Origin of the sequence: Mycobacterium yunnanensis, assembly GCF_025823185.1 — a bacterium.
Taxonomy (GTDB): Bacteria; Actinomycetota; Actinomycetes; order Mycobacteriales; family Mycobacteriaceae; genus Mycobacterium; species Mycobacterium yunnanensis.
In genome coordinates, this window is the sequence record NZ_JACKVK010000001.1 from 417793 (window position 1) to 433733 (window position 15941).

The window sequence follows — 15941 nt, forward strand, 5'->3', positions numbered from 1 at the left end:
GCTTCGCGACGGGCTGGGTACCTGACTGGCTCCTAATCATTAAGGCACGGAGCGCAGCGCATGACCGATCGGATCGCCGAGACGTACGGACAGGCCACTCCTCACGGGTTGGGTTCGGTGTGGCCCGCCCGGGTCGACCACTTCCTCGACGAGGGGCTCGCCGACCGCGACGTGGACCGGTGGGTGCAGTCGGCGTGCCTGCTGTGCAGCAATGGCTGCGGTTGCGACATCGCCGTCAAGGACGGTCGGATGGTGGGGATTCGTGGACGCGTTGGTGACACCGTCAACCACGGGCGGCTCGGTCCGAAGGGGCTCTACGGGTCGACCCCGTGGGCGTCGTCCCCGGATCGTCTGACCCGGCCTCTGGTGCGCGAGGGTGGCCGGCTGGTTGAAACCGACTGGGACACCGCGATGGGACGGATCGTGGACAGGTCGCGTCGGCTGCTTGAGGAGAAGGGGCCGCTCAGCCATGGCTTCTACACTTCGGGTCAGCTGTTCCTCGAGGAGTACTACACCCTCGCGGTCATCGGCAAGGCCGGCATTGGCACGCCCCACATGGACGGCAACACCCGGCTGTGCACGGCCACCGCCGCGGCGGCCTTCAAGGAATCCTTTGGCGCCGATGGGCAGCCCGGCTCGTACACCGACATCGAGCACTGCGACGCGGTGTTCCTCTACGGCCACAACATGGCCGAAACCCAGACGGTCCTGTGGACCCGCATCCTGGACCGCACCCGCGGGGAGAACCCGCCGCGCATCGTCTGCGTCGACCCCCGCCGCACTCTGGTGGCCCAGGAGGCCGAGCGCACCGGCGGCGTCCACCTCGCCGCGCGGGTCGGCACCAACCTGGCCCTGATGAACGGCTTGACACGTGAGCTGTTCGAAAACGACTGGATCGACCACGGCTGGGTCGCGCAACACACGATCGGTATCGACGCCTTGCACCAGGTCGTGGACCCCTACACCCCCGAGCACGTCGCCGACATCTGCGGCATCGACGCGGGCGACCTGCGCTGCGCCGCACGCATCTTTGGTGAGAGCAGCGCCGTGCTCTCCACGGTCCTGCAGGGCTTCTACCAGTCCCATCAGGCCACCGCGGCCTCCGTCGCGGTCCACAACCTGCACTTGCTGCGCGGTTTGATCGGCCGCCCCGGTGCCGGGGTCCTGCAGATGAACGGTCAACCCACCGCGCAGAACAACCGTGAGTGCGGCGCCGACGGCGACCTGCCCGGTTTCCGCAACTGGGACAACCCCGCGCACGTGCAGGAACTCGCCGACGCCTGGAAAGTCGACGTGATGACCATTCCGCACTGGTCGCCCCCGACCCACGCGATGCAGATCATGTCTTACGCCGAGACGGGTTCGATTGGGCTGCTGTGGATTTCGGCGACCAACCCCGCGGTATCGATGCCGGAGTCCTCGCGCATCCGGTCGATCCTCGCCGGGGAGGATTGCTTCGTGGTGGTGCAGGACCTGTTCCGCACCGAGACCGCCGAACTCGCCGACGTCGTGCTGCCCGCGGCCGGATGGGGCGAGAAGACGGGTTGTTTCACCAACGTCAACCGCGTGGTGCATCTCTCCGAGCAGGCCGTGCAGCCCCCCGGCGAGGCGCGCAGCGACCTCGACATCTTCCTCGCCTACGCCGACGCCATGGGCTTCACCGATGACGACGGGGACCCGCTGATCAGCTGGCGTACACCGGAGCAGGCATTCGACGCGTGGGCGGCGGTGACGGCCGGGCGCCCGGTCGACTACACCGGGCTGAGCTATGACACGCTGCGCGGCCCGTCTGGGATCCCGTGGCCGGTCAACGCGGAGCACCCCGTGGGCACCGACCGGCTCTACGCCGACGGCGTCTTCCCGACCGACACCGACTACTGCGAAACCTACGGCCACGACCTGCTCACCGGCGGCACCGTGACCGAGCAGGAGCACCGGGCAATGGCACCGGCCGGGCGCGCGGTTCTCAAGGGAGCGCCCTACACACCTGCCCATGAACGACCAACGGATGAGTATCCGCTGCTGTACACGACAGGACGCACCGTCTTTCAGTTCCACACCCGCACGAAGACCGGACGGTCACGACCACTGCAACAGGCGGCACCCGACGCCTGGGTGGAACTGTCCGCACCCGACGCGGCGCGGCTCGACGTCACTGAAGGCGACTGGGTCCGGGTGCAATCACCACGCGGCGCGATCGAAGTAAGGGCCCGGATCGGCCACATCATGGAGGGGGCGGTGTTCGCGCCGTTCCACTACGGCCGCTGGGATCCCGACGGGGCCGCCGACGCCGACCGGCGCGTCGCCAACGAACTCACGATGACGGTGTGGGACCCGGTCTCCAAACAGCCCTACTTCAAGACCGCTGCCTGCCGGGTGACCCGCGTGCGGGCCGGCGACGGACCCTCCCCAGCTCCCACCACGACCGCGTCCGCCCCGGTGACCGGCGGCCTACCGGACACCGTCGGCGGACCAGAGTCGACCAGCGTGGTCTGGGCGGAAACCCCCCACTACCAGCTCGACCCCGCACAACGGGCCAGTGGCCCGGAAGGACGGGACTGATGCCCCACCTTGCCACCTACGTCGGCCTCGCCGACCACAGCGAGAAGACGCTGGCCAACTCGTTGCGTACGGTCGCCGCCGGGCACGCGCGGCACGCCGACGTCTTCCACACCTGCCATACCCTCGCCGGGTGGAGCGACGAGCACCGTCGCGACCTCGAACCGGTCGTCGAACGCTACGGCGAGCAGGACGACCTCGATGAACCGGAGCGGCTCCGCGCCAACGGCCTTTCCTGCGTCCGGGATGGCGAGATCGGTCTTCTACGCGACCTTCAGGACCTACACGTCCTGGCCACCCTGGTGCAGACCACCTGGACGGTCATCGCTCAAGGCGCCATGGGACTGCGCGACCATCAGCTGCTGGACATCGCACGGCGAAGCAACGCCCACACTTCCCGGCAACTGACCTGGCTCAACACCCGGATGAAACAGGCGGCGCCGCAGGCTTTGATCGTCACGCCGTGATGTTTGGCGCAGCCGGTCAGTTCCGACGGCCGTCCCACTGGCGATTTCGCGCTCGAACATGGTGGCCGTCGGAGGCTATGTCCTGGTGGAGTTCGACACTCACCATCGTGGTGCGACGACGCCCCTGACCCGTTTGGAGACCGACGACCACGTCGGGCCGTGGTTCCCCTGGGCGACGGTTGGCGTTGGCCTTGCTGAGGAGATTGCCGAGCGAGCGGGCCTGCGGCTCAAGGACACTCAGGTCATTGGTGACCGCACGCTGGTGAGCATGGCGCGGATCTGACGTGCTGGGAAGTCGCCGACGGGTGTCAGCGGCGGGCGACAAGGAGCTCGAGTCGATCCAGGATGGCTTCGAGCATTTCTTCGAATTCGGCGGTGCTGTGGTCTTCGGACAAGGCCGGCTCGAGTCGTTGGAGATGCGGATAGTCGCGCAGGTCGAGGACCGGTGTGGTCGGGTCGGCTTCGTCGAGGATGGCTTCATCGGGGTGCAGTTCGGCTCCGGCGGCCGACACTTCCTGCAGCAGCTGCCCGACCAGGAAGCTGGTGTACGTGCGGTAGGCGGTGACCGCGGCGTTGTCGGTGAAGCCGTAGCAGATCAGGGTGTCCAGGAAGGACTCCATCCACCGCAGGCTGCGCAGCGGTGGCCGCACCCACGGCGCTTCGGGTGCCGCGGTGGCCACCAGGGGGAACACCTGCGGATGGTTCAGGGCGATCTGGCGCACCCCGTGAGCCAGGCGCAGCAGGTAGTCTTGCCAGCCGTCTTCTTGGCGGCGGGCGGCCAGTTGATCGGTGTAGAGCTGGTCGAGGACGTGGTCGACGATGCCGGTGAGCAGGTCACCACGGCTGTGCACGTGGCGGTAGAGGGCCATGGCCTCAACTCCGCAGGTGGCGCCGAGGCGACGCATGGTCAGTTTGTCCAGGCCGTGGGTGTCGATGAATGCGATCGCTGCGTCGAGGATGACCGCGCGCGTCAACCGCGGCGGGGTGTGCTGCCGCCCGGTGACGGCCGCCGCGCCGGTGTCACCGTGGCGGTCTGGGGCGTGGGTGTTGATGTCGATCACCTCGTCGCTGGAAGTCTTCGCCTCGTTGCCAAGTCTTACCGTACCCCAAGTTTACAACGTAAACATCGGGGCGTAGGTTGTGTCGGTATGGCCGCCTTCAGTGCGCAGGGCGGGAGGTGTGCGCCGGATCCTCCTGTGCGCGGCGGCTTTAGGGGTATGGGCAGGTGTCTTCTGTGTCGACGTTTCATCCTCATTCGCGCTTGACCGGTTGCCTTTCTGCTGCGGCTGACGCCACCGAGCGTTTACGCGTCAACGTCCAGCGAGACGGGATGGTCACCGTGTTACGGGTCGGTGGTGACATCGACCTCACCAACGTGGCCGCCTGGAGGTGCGTGCTCGCCGAGGTATCCGCAGTGGCCACGGCCCCGGGGGCGCTGATCATCGATCTCGATGCTGCGCACTTCCTGGGACTGTGTGCATTCACCGCGCTGGCCGACACGGCCGAGCATTGCCGCGGTCGCGGCATCGACCTCCGCGTGGTGGGAACCCAACCCGTGGTGGCCCGCATCATCGGGGTGGGCCTGTGGGACACCCTGTTGCCGGTGCATGCCACCGTCGTCGCCGCGGTCGACGCCTGGCACCAGATCCATCGACCAACCGGTGACGCAGTGGCGAATTCTCAGGGGTCGTGACGGCACGGGGGTGATCGAGCGACGTCCCACACCCCGAAGTGACGTCCGCACGCGGCGGTGATGGTTACGGCCCGCCCGGGCCCGCACCGCGGTGATTCGATCGTGCATGCGCCACACCTCCGACGAGCGTCGGGCCACTGCTGCCGTGCCGAGCCGGCCAGCGACGTGGTGTGACCGCGGGCATACCTCCGCGCGCCGCCGGTCGCCGGCGATCTCCATGCGATCTCCACGTGGTCTTCACCCAGTGGGTTCTTCGGCCGCCCATGCTGGTTGAAGCGATCAGAAGCCGTTGCAAGACAACGACTTGCGACTGAATCGCCGACCACGTCGGAACGTCGAAGGAGAAGTCAGCATGAGACTCGTGAAGATTACCGCGCGCGCCGCGGTCGCCGCCGCCCTGAGTGTGAGCGCACTCGGGCTCGGCGCCGGTGCCGCAACGGCATTGGCTGACACTGGATTTCACCAAGATCGGTGCTTTGGGCACTTCTGTGGCCGCGACGGCGACGGCCGCCACGACCGGCGAGACGACTTCCGGTTCGACGACCGGCGGTGGGATCAGCGCGGGTTCGACGACGGCCGCCGCGACCACCGTCCCTTCAACTACCGCGGCTTCCGCGCGGATCCGTTCTTCGACCGCGGTCGCGGCATCTGGGGGTTCTGGTTCCTCGGCGTCTTCATTCCGCTGTGAGCAGCGGCGCGAGTCGGCCGACACCCCACCACCACGTTTCCCCCGAAAGGTCTTCCATGAGCATCCACGCCCTCCCCGCCACGCACCACGGCTCGTCGTCCGACGAACTGGTGGCACGCGCAGTGGCCCTGCAACCCCTGCTACGTCGACACGCCGGCTACGGCGACGTGAACCGCCGGCAGCCCGACGAGGTGATCGAGGCGATGACCGACGCCGGGTTGTTCGGTCTGCTGGTGCCGCGGCGCTTCGGCGGGCAGGAGGCGAACCTGCGGACCCTGCTCGAGGTCGCCGAGGCACTCGGCGAGGCCGACGCCTCGGCGGCCTGGGTGGTCAGTCTGGGATCGGTGGCGGGGTGGTTGGTGGGCCTGGCCTCCGAACGAGCCCGCGACGAGGTCTTCGGCGACGGCCCCGGCGTCCGGATCGCCGGCAGCATCACGCCCAGTCCGGGCCGGCGGGTGGAGGGCGGTCTGCGGGTGAGCGGCCGGTGGCCGTACGCCTCCGGTGCCCCGCACGCCACGTGGGCGGTGGTGGGCGCACTGGTCCCCGACGACGCCGGCACTCCCGAGGTGCTGCTGTGCCTGGTGCCGATGTCGGAACTCACCGTCGAGGACACCTGGCACACCGTGGGCATGCGGGGCACCGGCTCGCACACCCTGGCCGGGGAGGACGTGTTCGTGCCGTCGTACCGCACCGTCCCTCTGGCCGACATCGCCGAGGGCGGGTACTCCGACCCCTCGGGTGAGGTAGGCGATCAGCCGCACACGGGATCGGTTCTTTCGCTGTCGATTCTGTGCCCGCTGCTGGGGCTGGGGCGGGCCGCGCTGGCGCTGGCCACCGAGAAGGCCACGCAGAAGCCGCTGCACCACACCGTCTACCAGCGGCAGGCCGACTCGGTGGGTGTGCAGATCCAGTTGGCCCAGGCCAACCTCGCGTTGCAGACCGCGCGGTTGCACGCGCTGAGCGTCGTCGACGAACTCGACGCCGCAGGCGCCAGGGGGCAGCGGCCCGACTACGCCGTGCGTGCCCGGTTGCGTGCCCAGTGCGGTCATGCCATGACCCAGGTCCTCGAGGCGGTCGAGATCGCCGCCAACCTCTACGGCGCAGGCGGTTTCGCCGAAGCCAGCCCGATGCAGCAGGTGTGGCGCGACGCCAACGTCATCGCCCGCCACGCCGGACAGAACGCCGCCGTCGGCTACGAGGTGCTTGGCAAGGCACTGCTGGACGTACCCGAGCGCATCAGCCCGACTGTGTGAAACGACGAGGAAGCGCATCCCCCACGGGGTGCGCTTCCTCGGTCGCGAACCGCGTTGCCGCTAGCGGACTTTGGCGGCATGCAGACGGGCCAGGATGTCGGCGGTGGTGGTGAAGTCCATGCAGGCGTCGGTGACGGACTGGCCGTACACGAGGTCTCCGGTGACGGGCTGGGCGCCCGCGACCAGGAAGCTCTCCAGCATCACGCCGCTGATGCCGCGCTCGCCGTCGGCGATGCGGGCGGCAATCTCGTCGGCGACCTCGGCCTGGCGCACGTGATCCTTGCCCGAGTTGGCGTGCGAGCAGTCGACCATCACGTTGTCCGGCAGCCCCGCCGCGGCCAAGCCTTCGATCGCCGCGGCGACCGAGCACGCGTCGTAGTTGGGGCCCGAGGATCCGCCGCGCAGGATCAGATGGCAGTCGGGGTTGCCCGCGGTCTCGACGATGGCGCCGCGGCCGAGGTCGTCGATTCCAAAGAAGACGTGTTGTGCCGCAGCCGCTCTCACGCCGTCGACGGCGGGTTGGACGTTGCCGTCGGTGCCGTTCTTGAACCCGATCGGCATCGACAGTCCGGAGGCCAGCTGACGGTGAATCTGCGATTCGGTGGTCCTGGCTCCGATCGCGCCCCAGGACACGGTGTCGGCGATGTACTGCGGGCTGGTCGGCTCGAGGAATTCGCAGCCCACGGCCAACCCGATCTCGCCGATGTCGAGCAGCAGTGCCCGCGCGGTGCGCAGCCCGCGCTCGACGTCGAAGGTGCCGTCCATCCCGGGGTCGTTGATCAGACCCTTCCAACCGACGGTCGTGCGGGGCTTCTCGAAGTAGACCCGCATGACGATCTTGAGGCGGTCGGCGTAGGCGTCGGCCAACGGCGCCAGCCGGCGCGCGTAGTCCAGCGCCGCCACTGGGTCGTGCACCGAGCAGGGTCCCACGACGACGAGCAGCCGGTCGTCGCGACCGGCGAGGATCTCGGTGATCTCGTCGCGGTGGCGTCGAACCGCCGCGGCGCCGTCGGGGCCGAGGGGCAGCTCAGCCAAGAGTTGCTCGGATGGCGGCACGGGCCGAAACGAGACGATCCGCCGGTCGGAGGTCGGTTCGACGTCTGCGATGGTGCTGGTGATGGTCACGATGTGGGCGGGCTTCCTGTGAGTGGTTTCCCAGGGCTCACCCGTCGACGTTCCGGAGCCCTGAAATGACGAAAGCAGCGACCTCGTGGTCACTGCTGGGCTCCGGGTGGCGTATCGCGCGTCGAGTTACGGCGCCTTATCGCAGGCTCCACCCGGAGCCGAGATAAAGCGCCAATAGCTGCGCGTGCCGATGTTCACGTCGGCCACCATACCGTGTCATCCGCCGGGCGGACGAACCGCGGCCTCAGTTCGGCTTGTTGAAGATGTAGCGGGCGATCTTCCACGGTCCGTCGTCGGCGGTGAAGACGAACATCTCGCGGTTCGATTCGGCCGACCGCTCTCCGGTGGCGTGAACGGTCTGCTGCCCGGCGCTGCGCGTCAGCGCGTAGGCGACGACGTCACTGGCCACGACCAGCTCGTCGACGGTGAACGTGACGTCGAGGTGGATGGCCGCGAAGATCTGCTCATAGGCCCGGGTGAGGTCGGGGCCCGCGGCGGTGGGCAGGGTCGTCGGCATGAAGACGCCGTCAGCGGTGTAGCACGACACCGCAAGGGCGGTGTCGTCGGTGTTCAGTGCGCGCTCGTACGTGTCGAGCAGTGCGCGGATTTCGGCTTCTGGGCTCATGCTCTCGAACTATATTCCATGGAATATGATTCCGCAGAATCTAAATCCGACGGGCGGTGTCACACCTGAGAACGGCCACCGGCCTGCGCGACGGCTCGGCGCAGTGCCAGCAGTGTCGACTCGAACCGTTGCAGCGCTGACGTGGCGACGGCGGCGCCGATGAGCGACTGCAATTCGTCTTCCAACGCCGTCGACGCCTTGGCCAGCAGACGGCGGCCAGTCGGCGTCAGTTCGATGACCGACGACCGTCGATCGTCGGGGTTCGCCACCCGGGCACAATGACCGGCGGCCACGAGTCGGTCGACGAGCTTGCTGGTCCCACCGACGGTGATCGACAGTTCGGTGGCGATGTCGAACACCCGGCAAGACGGCACCCGAGCGATCACCTGCATGGGCTCGAACCAGGACAGCGGGAGGTCGAAGTCGGCTCGAAGTCGAGCGTCGGCCGCGTTCCACAACTCCGTCTCGAGACGAACCAACTCGCTGAAGAGACCGGCCAGTTCCACTCCAAGAAAGTACCGCCAACCACCGGCCTCGACGGTCTCGACGCGAATGGTTTCCGCAGGCCGATTGGCGGGAACTGCCGTTCGGCAGCAGAGTGCCTATTCCGAGGAGGGGACCATGGTGACACCCGCCGAAACGCAGGGCGCCCCGATCCGCAGCCTGATTCCGGCCCGCATCGACCGACTGCCGTGGTCGCCGTTCCACACCCGACTCGTGGTGGCACTCGGAGTCGCGTGGATTCTGGACGGGCTCGAGATCACCGTGGCCAGCGCCGTCGCCGACACCCTCAGTCAGCCCGAGACCCTGGGGCTCTCCTCGGCCGCCGTCGGCTTTCTCGCCACGGTGTATCTGGCGGGCGAGGTCGTCGGTGCTCTGTTCTTCGGGCGCCTGTCCGACAAGCTCGGTCGGCGCAACCTCTTCATGGTCACGTTGGGCGTGTACCTGGTGGGCAGCGGGCTCACCGCGCTGACCCTCGGCAACGGCCTCGGGTGGGTGGTGTTCCTCTACGCGACCCGCTTCATCGCGGGTATGGGCATCGGCGGGGAGTACGCCGCGATCAACTCGGCGATCGACGAGCTGATCCCGGCGCGATACCGTGGCCGCGTCGACATCGCCGTCAACGGAACTTATTGGGCCGGAGCGATACTCGGTACCCTCGGCACCTTCGTCTTCCTCAAGTCGATGGACCTGGGTCTCGGCTGGCGACTTGCGTTCTTGATCGGCCCGGTGCTCGGCTTGGTCATCCTGGTGGTGCGGCGCCATCTGCCGGAGAGTCCGCGCTGGCAGGTGATGAACGGCCGCGTCGACGAGGCCGAGCAGTCGATCAGCTTCATCGAGCACGAAGTCGAGGCCACCGGCGCCACGTTGGCGCGCGTCGACGACGCCAAGGCCATCGAGCTCAGGCCGACGCAGAAGATCGGCTACCTGGCGTTGACGCGCGTGCTGTTCCGCGACTATCCCAAGCGCGCGATCCTCGGTGCTTCGCTGATGATCAGCCAGTCCTTCCTCTACAACGCGATCTTCTTCACCTACACCCTGGTGCTCGGCAAGTTCTACGGCGTGCCGTCGGAGTCCACGCCGCTCTACCTAATCGCCTTCGCGGTGGGTAATCTGGCCGGCCCGTTGGCCATTGGCCACTTCTTCGACACCGTCGGCCGCCGCAAGATGATCTCCGGGACCTACGTGCTGTCTGGTGTGCTGCTCGCCGGCAGCGCCGGTCTGTTCTACGCCGGAGTGCTCAACGCCGTCACCCAGACCGTGGCGTGGTGCGTGATCTTCTTCTTCGCTTCGGCGGGGGCCAGTTCGGCCTATCTGACGGTGAGTGAGATCTTTCCTCTCGAGGTCAGGGCCAAGGCGATCGCGGTGTTCTTCGCCATCGCACAGTGTTTCGGCGCACTGGGGCCGGTGGTCTACGGCGCCCTCATCGGTGACGGTTCACGACCGGTGCTGCTGTTCGTCGGTTACCTGCTGGGTGCGGCGGTGATGGCCGGCGGCGGGCTGATCGCATGGTTCCTCGCCGTCGACGCCGAGGGCAAGTCGCTCGAAGACGTGGCGACGCCGCTGGCCGCAGGCGGTGTCGACCGCAGACGCGGATCGGTACGGGCCGAGGGCGCGAGCCGGCCGCGATCACCCTGAGCGCCGGACGGTGTCACGGCCGCACGGGTGCGAGCGCTTCACCCAGCGCGCCGGTGAGATAGTCGGCGTAGTCGGAGGTGAGGTCGAATTCGTTGGCGTATACCCGCTTTCCGGCGATCACCGGCTCGCAGCGGTGCGCGCACACCCACGGGGTTGGCGTGACGTAGACGCCACCGTGAGCGGTCACGGCGGACCGCTCGGCATCGACGAACGCGTCGTCGGGGGCGGCGTCGTCGGTGGCCGCCGAGCAGGCCTGGACCTGCTGCGGTCGCCGGGCCAGGCAGTGCGCGTCGTCGTCGTCCCACGTGGGCAGGTCGCCGATCGCGGCGAACCTCGCCCCGGTCGGGGCCAGGGCGGCATACGTCGACGCCAGGCCGTCGGCCCACTGCGACGGTGTGACGTCGGAACCGTCGGCCAACGGCGGCCCGACCATGCCGGTCGTGACCACCAGGCGTGGCGCCAGGGCGGTGATGGCGGCGACCGCCGCGCGGTGGAATCGGTCGCAGGCGGCATTCGGCGTGCCGGACTGTTGCGACTGAAGGTGCAGATCGGCCGGTGGGCAACCGTCGAGCGCGAAGACCCTTAGCTGCCAACCATTCTCGGCGGCGAGACGGGCGAGCGGGGTGCTCCACGTCATGGCGCGGGCGTCGCCGTACGCGACGACCACCCGGTCGCCGGCGGGGTCTCCGTAGGCACACTGGCCGAAGGACGTAGCCCCGGTGTCGTCGACCCGGCTGCAGTCGAAGCCGCGTCCCGGCGACGGCGGGTCGGGTGCGGTCAGCCGTGCGGCGACCTCGGCGGGCAGGTCGGTGACGGTCTGGGCCGCCGCCACCGCGGCCTGGACCTCGGCGCCGGTGGCGAACGTGTGGTCCGACGGGCGGGCGGCGGCCGAGGCCGACGAGCTCTGGTGCGTCGCGATCAGGACCTGGGCCACGACGACGGTGACGGCGATCAGAGCCGCACCGACGGCGAGGGTGATGCCGTCGCGGGCCACGAGGAACGACGAGTGACGGACCGGATTCTCGAGCAGTGAGTAGCTGAGCGCGGCCAGGACGGCGGCGACGGCCAGCAGGCCCGCGTTCTGCGTCTTGGTCAGCGCGTGCCCCGCGTACTGCGCGGCGACGGCGAGCACCGGCCAGTGCCACACGTAGAGGGAGTAGGAGCGCGCTCCGATCCACTGCATCGGTGCGGCGCCGAGGGCTCGTCCCACGACGGTGCGGGGATTGGCGCAGCCGGCGCCGATGAGCAGCGCCGTCCCCAGCACGGGGACGACGACGGCAGAACCCGGGTACGGGGTCCGCGCGTCGAGCAGCAACGAACTCGCGGCGATCGCCACGATGCCGAGCCCGGCGACGGTCTGCAGGATGCGGTCGTCTCGGATGCGTGCCAACGACGGCGCGGCGACGGCGACCAGGGCGCCGAGGGCGAGCTCCCAGGCGCGGGTGAACGGTGAGAGGTAGGCCCACGTCGCGTTGGTGTGCGTGCCGATCACCGACCACGCCAGCGACGCGGCGATGACGACGCCCAGGATGGCGGCCAACCCGGGACGACGCCACCGCCCGGGCAGCGCGAGCACCGCCGCAAGGAGCACCAGCGGCCACACGACGTAGAACTGTTCCTCGACGCCGAGGGACCACATGTGGTCCAGCGGCGAGGGCGGCAGCTGCGAACCGAGGTAGTCGTTGCCGAGCAGGCCGAAGTACACGTTCGCCGCGAAGACCGCGGTCCACGTGGCGGCCGCGGCGACGGCGTTGCCCGTCACGAACCCGAGCAGGACGTAGGCCGTGACGGTCGTCGCGAGCACCACGGCGGTGGCGGCGGGCAGGACGCGACGGACCCGGCGGGCGTAGAAGGCCGCGATGGAGATGCGGCCGGACCGCGAGCTTTCGCGCAGCAGCAGGCCGGTGATGAGGAAGCCCGAGATCACGAAGAACACGTCGACGCCCACACAACCGCCCGTGAAGGGGTGGGCGAAGGCGTGATAGGCCAGCACCAGAGCGACCGCGACGGCCCGCATGCCCTCGACGTCGGAGCGGAAGGTGGGCATGGCGGGCGGCGGCGAGGACCCGGCCGATGGCGGTGACGAGCCTAGTGCGACGTTGCTCATTGCCGCCTACTTCCTCGAAAGCCCACCTCGGGCTCGCTAGGGAGGACCGTAGCAGGTTGCCCTGAGGCAGGGCGGTCGAGTCGCGGCTAGGCCGTCAGGTCGTCGTCGTCCCAGCCGTTGGTCTCGCGCAGCGACGTCAGCTCCGGATTGGCGGTCGTCTCGGTGCGCTGGCCGCCGTTGCGGCGGGCGAGGTACACGTTCGTGGAGGCGATGGTGATGAGTTCCTCGACGACGTCGTGCGGTGGATGCCCGACGAGTTCGGCCAACGGTGCGACCACCGTGCCGATGCTCGCGGTCAGCCGGAACGGGGCGGTGCGGACGGTGTGCTGCAGTCGATCGGTGAGCACCGAGGCGTCGGTGCTGCTGAACGTGTCCGCGATCAGGTACTCCGATTCGCCGACGTGCGCGAGTAGGGCGTCGCGCCGCAGCGTCTCGCGAAGCCGCTGCCCGACCGCCACCCGAGCCTGGTTGCCACCGGCCTCGCCACCCATCGCGGTCAGCAGCGAGAAGCTGTCGAGGCTGACGACGACGATCGCCAGGAACCGGTCGTCGTCACGGTCACGGGTGACCACGGTCGCGACGCGTTCGGAGAATGCGTCGCGCGTCAGCAATCCGGTCAGCGGTTCGAGTTCGCCGTAGTGCACGTCGCTGTCGACCAGTCGGACGACGCTGCGGCAGCAGAACACCACGAAGGCGTTGACGAAGGCGAACAGGGCGATCGCTCCCACGGTGACCTCGGGTGCCACCCCGGCGAAGCGCACCGACTGCACCACGATGGTCGCGACGCCGACGATCCAGGTGTAGGCCAACAGCCACCCGGCGTGGAACACGGCGGTGAACGTCGACAGGGCGATGAACCCGGTGGCCCCCAAGAGTCCGAGGGCGGGATCGTTCTCGATGAGGCAGCCGACGGTGAGCAGGATGGCGCAGATCACCACGCACAGCTGAGACCCGCGGCGAGTGGGCCAGCTGGACCGCAACCAGGTGGCGGCGAGGGCAGCGCTGATCGCGAACACCGTGACGGCCAAAAAGCGGTCCCGCGCACCCGTCGGGCCATGGTCACCCAGCATCAGCACCAACGGCACGGTGCCGCAACCGAGGATGTTGAGCGCGGTCAACCGACAGGTGGCTCGCTGATGACCCCTGGCCGCGAGCAGAGACGTGATCCAGTAGTAGCGATCCTCGGAGGTGAAACGGCGCCGTGCCGAGGCCAGCGCGGTCAGTCTCACGCGGGCGGGCCGACGCTCGGGCCGCGCTCGGCGAACTCCGGTGAACGGCCGCGTAGCACGCCGGAAACACTAACCGAAATCCGAGGTCGGTGGTGACAGTCCGGGATGCTGGATAGCGTGGGGGAGTGACGGCAGACCACGAACATCTGGACGGACATCTCGACCCCGACGCCTACGAGCCGGAGATCGCCGACCCGGCCGAGCTCCGTGAGCATCGCAAGCGCCGTCTTGCCTTGGCATACCGGGTGTTCGGCGCCATGGGATGGGGCTCGCTCGGCGACGGTCACGTCTCGGCTCGCGATCCCGAACGGCCGGACTGCTTTTGGCTGGCCCGCTACGGTGTCCCGTTCCGCGCGGTGACCACCGACGACTTGGTGCTGGTGCGCCCCGACGGCACCGTCGAGGATGGTGGGCACATCAACATCGCCGCCTTTCACATTCACGCGCCGGTGCACGAGGCCCGGCCCGACGTCGTCTCGGCGGCGCATTGCCACACCCCGTACGGCACGCCGTTCTCGGCGACGGTCACCAAACTCGCGCCGATTTCACAGGAGGCGTGCGTGTTCTACGACGACCACGAGATCTTCGACGACGAGGAGGTCAACATCGCGTCCCTCGACGGCGGCAAGCGCATCGCGGCGGCCGTCGGCGGCTCGCGAGCGGTCATCCTGCGCAACCACGGGCTGCTGACGGTGGGCGCCACCGTCGACTCGGCAGTGGGCTTCTTCTTGCTGATGGAGCGGTGCGCCGAAGTTCAGGTCAAGGCCCGCGACGCCGTGCCGATCAGCGCCGAGGCGGCGCGACGCACCCACGCCGACTTCGACGAGGTTGCCGGGTGGCAGGCGTTCCAGTGGGCGCAGCGCACCTACGTACCGGCCGGCTAACGGCCCACCTTCTCGCGGATCGTGTCGGCGACGAACCGGGCGATGGACACCGGGCGGAAGGCTCGGGCGGCGGCGGTCAAGGCGTCTACGTTGGCCGTGCCCAGATCGAGATCGGCTGCTGCGACGTTGAATTCGAGTTGATCGACGCTGGACGCGCCGGGGATGGCCACCACCCCCGGCAGGCTGATCAGCCAGGCCAGCGCGACCTGGGCGGGCTTGGCGCCGACCTCTGCGGCGACGCCTCGCAGGGTGTCCAGTAGCGGCTCGACTCGTCGCAGGTTCTCGGTGCCGAACAGCGGATTGGTCGCCCGGACGCCGCCGGGCCGGTTGTCGGGGCCGTACTTCCCGCCGAGTAGGCCCTGGGCCAGCGGGCTGTAGGCCATCACCATGCGATTCTCGCGCTCGGCGAAGGGCACCAGGTCATCCAGCGGCCCGGGATGGGCGAGGGAGAAGTGCACCTGATTGCTCACCACCGGCCGGCCGAGCGCGGCGTCGGCCTTGCGCCACCGGTCCAAGGAGTAGTTCGACACCCCGACCGCGCCGATGGCGCCGTCGTCGAGCAGGGATCTCATTCCGGGCATGATCACCGAATCGGGGACGACGGGGTTGGCCTGGTGGACTTGATAGAGCGGAATCGTCCGCAGGCCCAGCCGCTTCGCGCTCGCGCGGGCCCGTCGCCGGACGACGGGCGGGAACGGGGCGACGGGGAAGACCTTGCTCGCGACGACGACGTCGGCTCGTTCGTCGCCAAGCGCTTCGCCGAGGATGCGCTCGCTCTTGCCGAATCCGTACACCTCGGCGGTGTCGAACAGCGTCACCCCCAGCGCGCGGGCGCGAGCCACGATGTCACGGGCGGCGCCGGCGGCGTAGGCGTCGCCGTACCCCCACTCCTTGGCGCCGAACTGCCACGTACCCAGCCCGATGCGACTGACCGGGCCGAGCCCGTCGACCTCCAGGAACTTCACGTCCCCTACGGTACGGGCGTCACCTCTCCGGTGGGCTGGGCGACCAGACCGGCGGCAGTCGCGGCGGTCAGCGCCCGCTGCCAGTTGAACTCGGCGACGACCACCACGCCAAGTCCGACGGCGGCGGCGAGCAGTGAAGCGATCATGGCTCCAGCGTGCTGACCGAAGTTAATGAGCGATGAAGCCCCGCCTGTGAAGTCCCTTTGA

16 protein-coding genes are annotated in these 15941 nt (G+C 68.8%); 8 read left to right on the plus strand and 8 right to left on the minus strand.

Annotated features, from left to right (window positions below; all coding sequences use genetic code 11):
* Positions 1–60: 60 nt before the first annotated feature.
* From H7K45_RS02160 to H7K45_RS02170, 3 genes are read left to right on the plus strand one after another with little or no spacing between them, the layout of a single operon-like run.
* The gene (locus H7K45_RS02160) at positions 61–2562 is read left to right on the plus strand and encodes a molybdopterin oxidoreductase family protein (RefSeq protein ID WP_263994089.1); all 2502 of its coding nucleotides are present in this window, start codon (positions 61–63) and stop codon (positions 2560–2562) included.
* Positions 2562–3026 (plus strand): hypothetical protein, encoded by a 465-nt coding sequence (locus H7K45_RS02165; RefSeq protein ID WP_263994090.1) that lies wholly within the window; start codon positions 2562–2564, stop codon positions 3024–3026. The genes H7K45_RS02160 and H7K45_RS02165 overlap by 1 nt, the downstream gene beginning before the upstream one ends.
* A 58-nt stretch (positions 3027–3084) precedes the next feature.
* A complete protein-coding gene (locus H7K45_RS02170; RefSeq protein ID WP_263994091.1) occupies positions 3085–3309 on the plus strand; it encodes a hypothetical protein in 225 nt (74 codons plus the stop codon).
* A 25-nt stretch (positions 3310–3334) separates the two neighbouring features.
* On the opposite strand, the gene H7K45_RS02175 is transcribed toward H7K45_RS02170, so the two are convergent.
* A complete protein-coding gene (locus H7K45_RS02175; RefSeq protein WP_263994247.1) occupies positions 3335–4084 on the minus strand; it encodes a TetR/AcrR family transcriptional regulator in 750 nt (249 codons plus the stop codon).
* Between the two features lie 176 nt (positions 4085–4260).
* Between H7K45_RS02175 and H7K45_RS02180 the strand changes: the two genes are divergently transcribed.
* The 3 genes from H7K45_RS02180 to H7K45_RS02190 all read left to right on the plus strand — a co-directional run bounded on the left by H7K45_RS02180 (position 4261) and on the right by H7K45_RS02190 (position 6660).
* Positions 4261–4719, plus strand: a complete 459-nt coding sequence (locus H7K45_RS02180; RefSeq protein ID WP_263994092.1) for an anti-sigma factor antagonist — start codon at positions 4261–4263, stop codon at positions 4717–4719.
* A 352-nt stretch (positions 4720–5071) separates the two neighbouring features.
* Complete coding sequence (locus tag H7K45_RS02185) at positions 5072–5407, plus strand: hypothetical protein (RefSeq protein ID WP_263994093.1); 336 nt, start codon at positions 5072–5074, stop codon at positions 5405–5407.
* A 56-nt stretch (positions 5408–5463) separates the two neighbouring features.
* Positions 5464–6660, plus strand: coding sequence for an acyl-CoA dehydrogenase family protein (locus tag H7K45_RS02190; RefSeq protein ID WP_263994094.1), 1197 nt, complete (start codon positions 5464–5466; stop codon positions 6658–6660).
* 60 nt (positions 6661–6720) lie between these two features.
* Here H7K45_RS02190 and H7K45_RS02195 read toward each other — a convergent pair whose 3' ends face one another.
* From H7K45_RS02195 to H7K45_RS02205, 3 genes are all read right to left on the minus strand, one after another.
* A complete protein-coding gene (locus H7K45_RS02195) occupies positions 6721–7785 on the minus strand; it encodes a 3-deoxy-7-phosphoheptulonate synthase (protein WP_263994095.1) in 1065 nt (354 codons plus the stop codon).
* 244 nt (positions 7786–8029) lie between these two features.
* Complete coding sequence (locus H7K45_RS02200; RefSeq protein WP_263994096.1) at positions 8030–8410, minus strand: YybH family protein; 381 nt, start codon at positions 8408–8410, stop codon at positions 8030–8032.
* 59 nt (positions 8411–8469) lie between these two features.
* Positions 8470–8916, minus strand: a complete 447-nt coding sequence (locus H7K45_RS02205) for a MarR family winged helix-turn-helix transcriptional regulator (RefSeq protein WP_263994097.1) — start codon at positions 8914–8916, stop codon at positions 8470–8472.
* A 115-nt stretch (positions 8917–9031) separates the two neighbouring features.
* Here H7K45_RS02205 and H7K45_RS02210 point away from each other — a divergent pair, with 115 nt between their 5' ends.
* Positions 9032–10549, plus strand: a complete 1518-nt coding sequence (locus tag H7K45_RS02210) for an MFS transporter (protein ID WP_263994098.1) — start codon at positions 9032–9034, stop codon at positions 10547–10549.
* A 13-nt stretch (positions 10550–10562) separates the two neighbouring features.
* Here H7K45_RS02210 and H7K45_RS02215 read toward each other — a convergent pair whose 3' ends face one another.
* A complete protein-coding gene (locus tag H7K45_RS02215; RefSeq protein WP_263994099.1) occupies positions 10563–12656 on the minus strand; it encodes an acyltransferase family protein in 2094 nt (697 codons plus the stop codon).
* Between the two features lie 86 nt (positions 12657–12742).
* On the minus strand, positions 12743–13885 hold the full coding sequence (locus H7K45_RS02220; protein WP_263994100.1) for a GGDEF domain-containing protein: 1143 nt from the start codon (positions 13883–13885) through the stop codon (positions 12743–12745).
* Positions 13886–14010: 125 nt separating this feature from the next.
* Between H7K45_RS02220 and H7K45_RS02225 the strand changes: the two genes are divergently transcribed.
* Positions 14011–14769 carry a class II aldolase/adducin family protein gene (locus tag H7K45_RS02225; protein ID WP_263994101.1) on the plus strand — a complete coding sequence of 253 codons (759 nt, stop codon included), beginning with the start codon at positions 14011–14013 and terminating at the stop codon, positions 14767–14769.
* On the opposite strand, the gene H7K45_RS02230 is transcribed toward H7K45_RS02225, so the two are convergent.
* Together H7K45_RS02230 and H7K45_RS02235 are read right to left on the minus strand one after the other, a co-directional pair.
* Positions 14766–15734, minus strand: a complete 969-nt coding sequence (locus tag H7K45_RS02230; protein WP_263994102.1) for an aldo/keto reductase — start codon at positions 15732–15734, stop codon at positions 14766–14768. The two genes, H7K45_RS02225 and H7K45_RS02230, sit on opposite strands and share 4 nt — an antisense overlap.
* Positions 15735–15739: 5 nt before the next feature.
* The gene (locus H7K45_RS02235) at positions 15740–15880 is read right to left on the minus strand and encodes a hypothetical protein (RefSeq protein WP_263994103.1); all 141 of its coding nucleotides are present in this window, start codon (positions 15878–15880) and stop codon (positions 15740–15742) included.
* Between the last annotated feature and the right edge of the window lie 61 nt (positions 15881–15941).

Coding starts and splice junctions, on each gene's coding strand:
- H7K45_RS02160 (WP_263994089.1), top strand. CDS start 61: ATGACCGATCGGATCGCCGAGACGTACGGACAGGCCACTCCTCACGGG.
- H7K45_RS02165 (WP_263994090.1), top strand. CDS start 2,562: ATGCCCCACCTTGCCACCTACGTCGGCCTCGCCGACCACAGCGAGAAG.
- H7K45_RS02170 (WP_263994091.1), top strand. CDS start 3,085: ATGGTGGCCGTCGGAGGCTATGTCCTGGTGGAGTTCGACACTCACCAT.
- H7K45_RS02185 (WP_263994093.1), top strand. CDS start 5,072: ATGAGACTCGTGAAGATTACCGCGCGCGCCGCGGTCGCCGCCGCCCTG.
- H7K45_RS02190 (WP_263994094.1), top strand. CDS start 5,464: ATGAGCATCCACGCCCTCCCCGCCACGCACCACGGCTCGTCGTCCGAC.
- H7K45_RS02200 (WP_263994096.1), bottom strand. CDS start 8,410: ATGAGCCCAGAAGCCGAAATCCGCGCACTGCTCGACACGTACGAGCGC.
- H7K45_RS02210 (WP_263994098.1), top strand. CDS start 9,032: ATGGTGACACCCGCCGAAACGCAGGGCGCCCCGATCCGCAGCCTGATT.
- H7K45_RS02215 (WP_263994099.1), bottom strand. CDS start 12,656: ATGAGCAACGTCGCACTAGGCTCGTCACCGCCATCGGCCGGGTCCTCG.
- H7K45_RS02235 (WP_263994103.1), bottom strand. CDS start 15,880: ATGATCGCTTCACTGCTCGCCGCCGCCGTCGGACTTGGCGTGGTGGTC.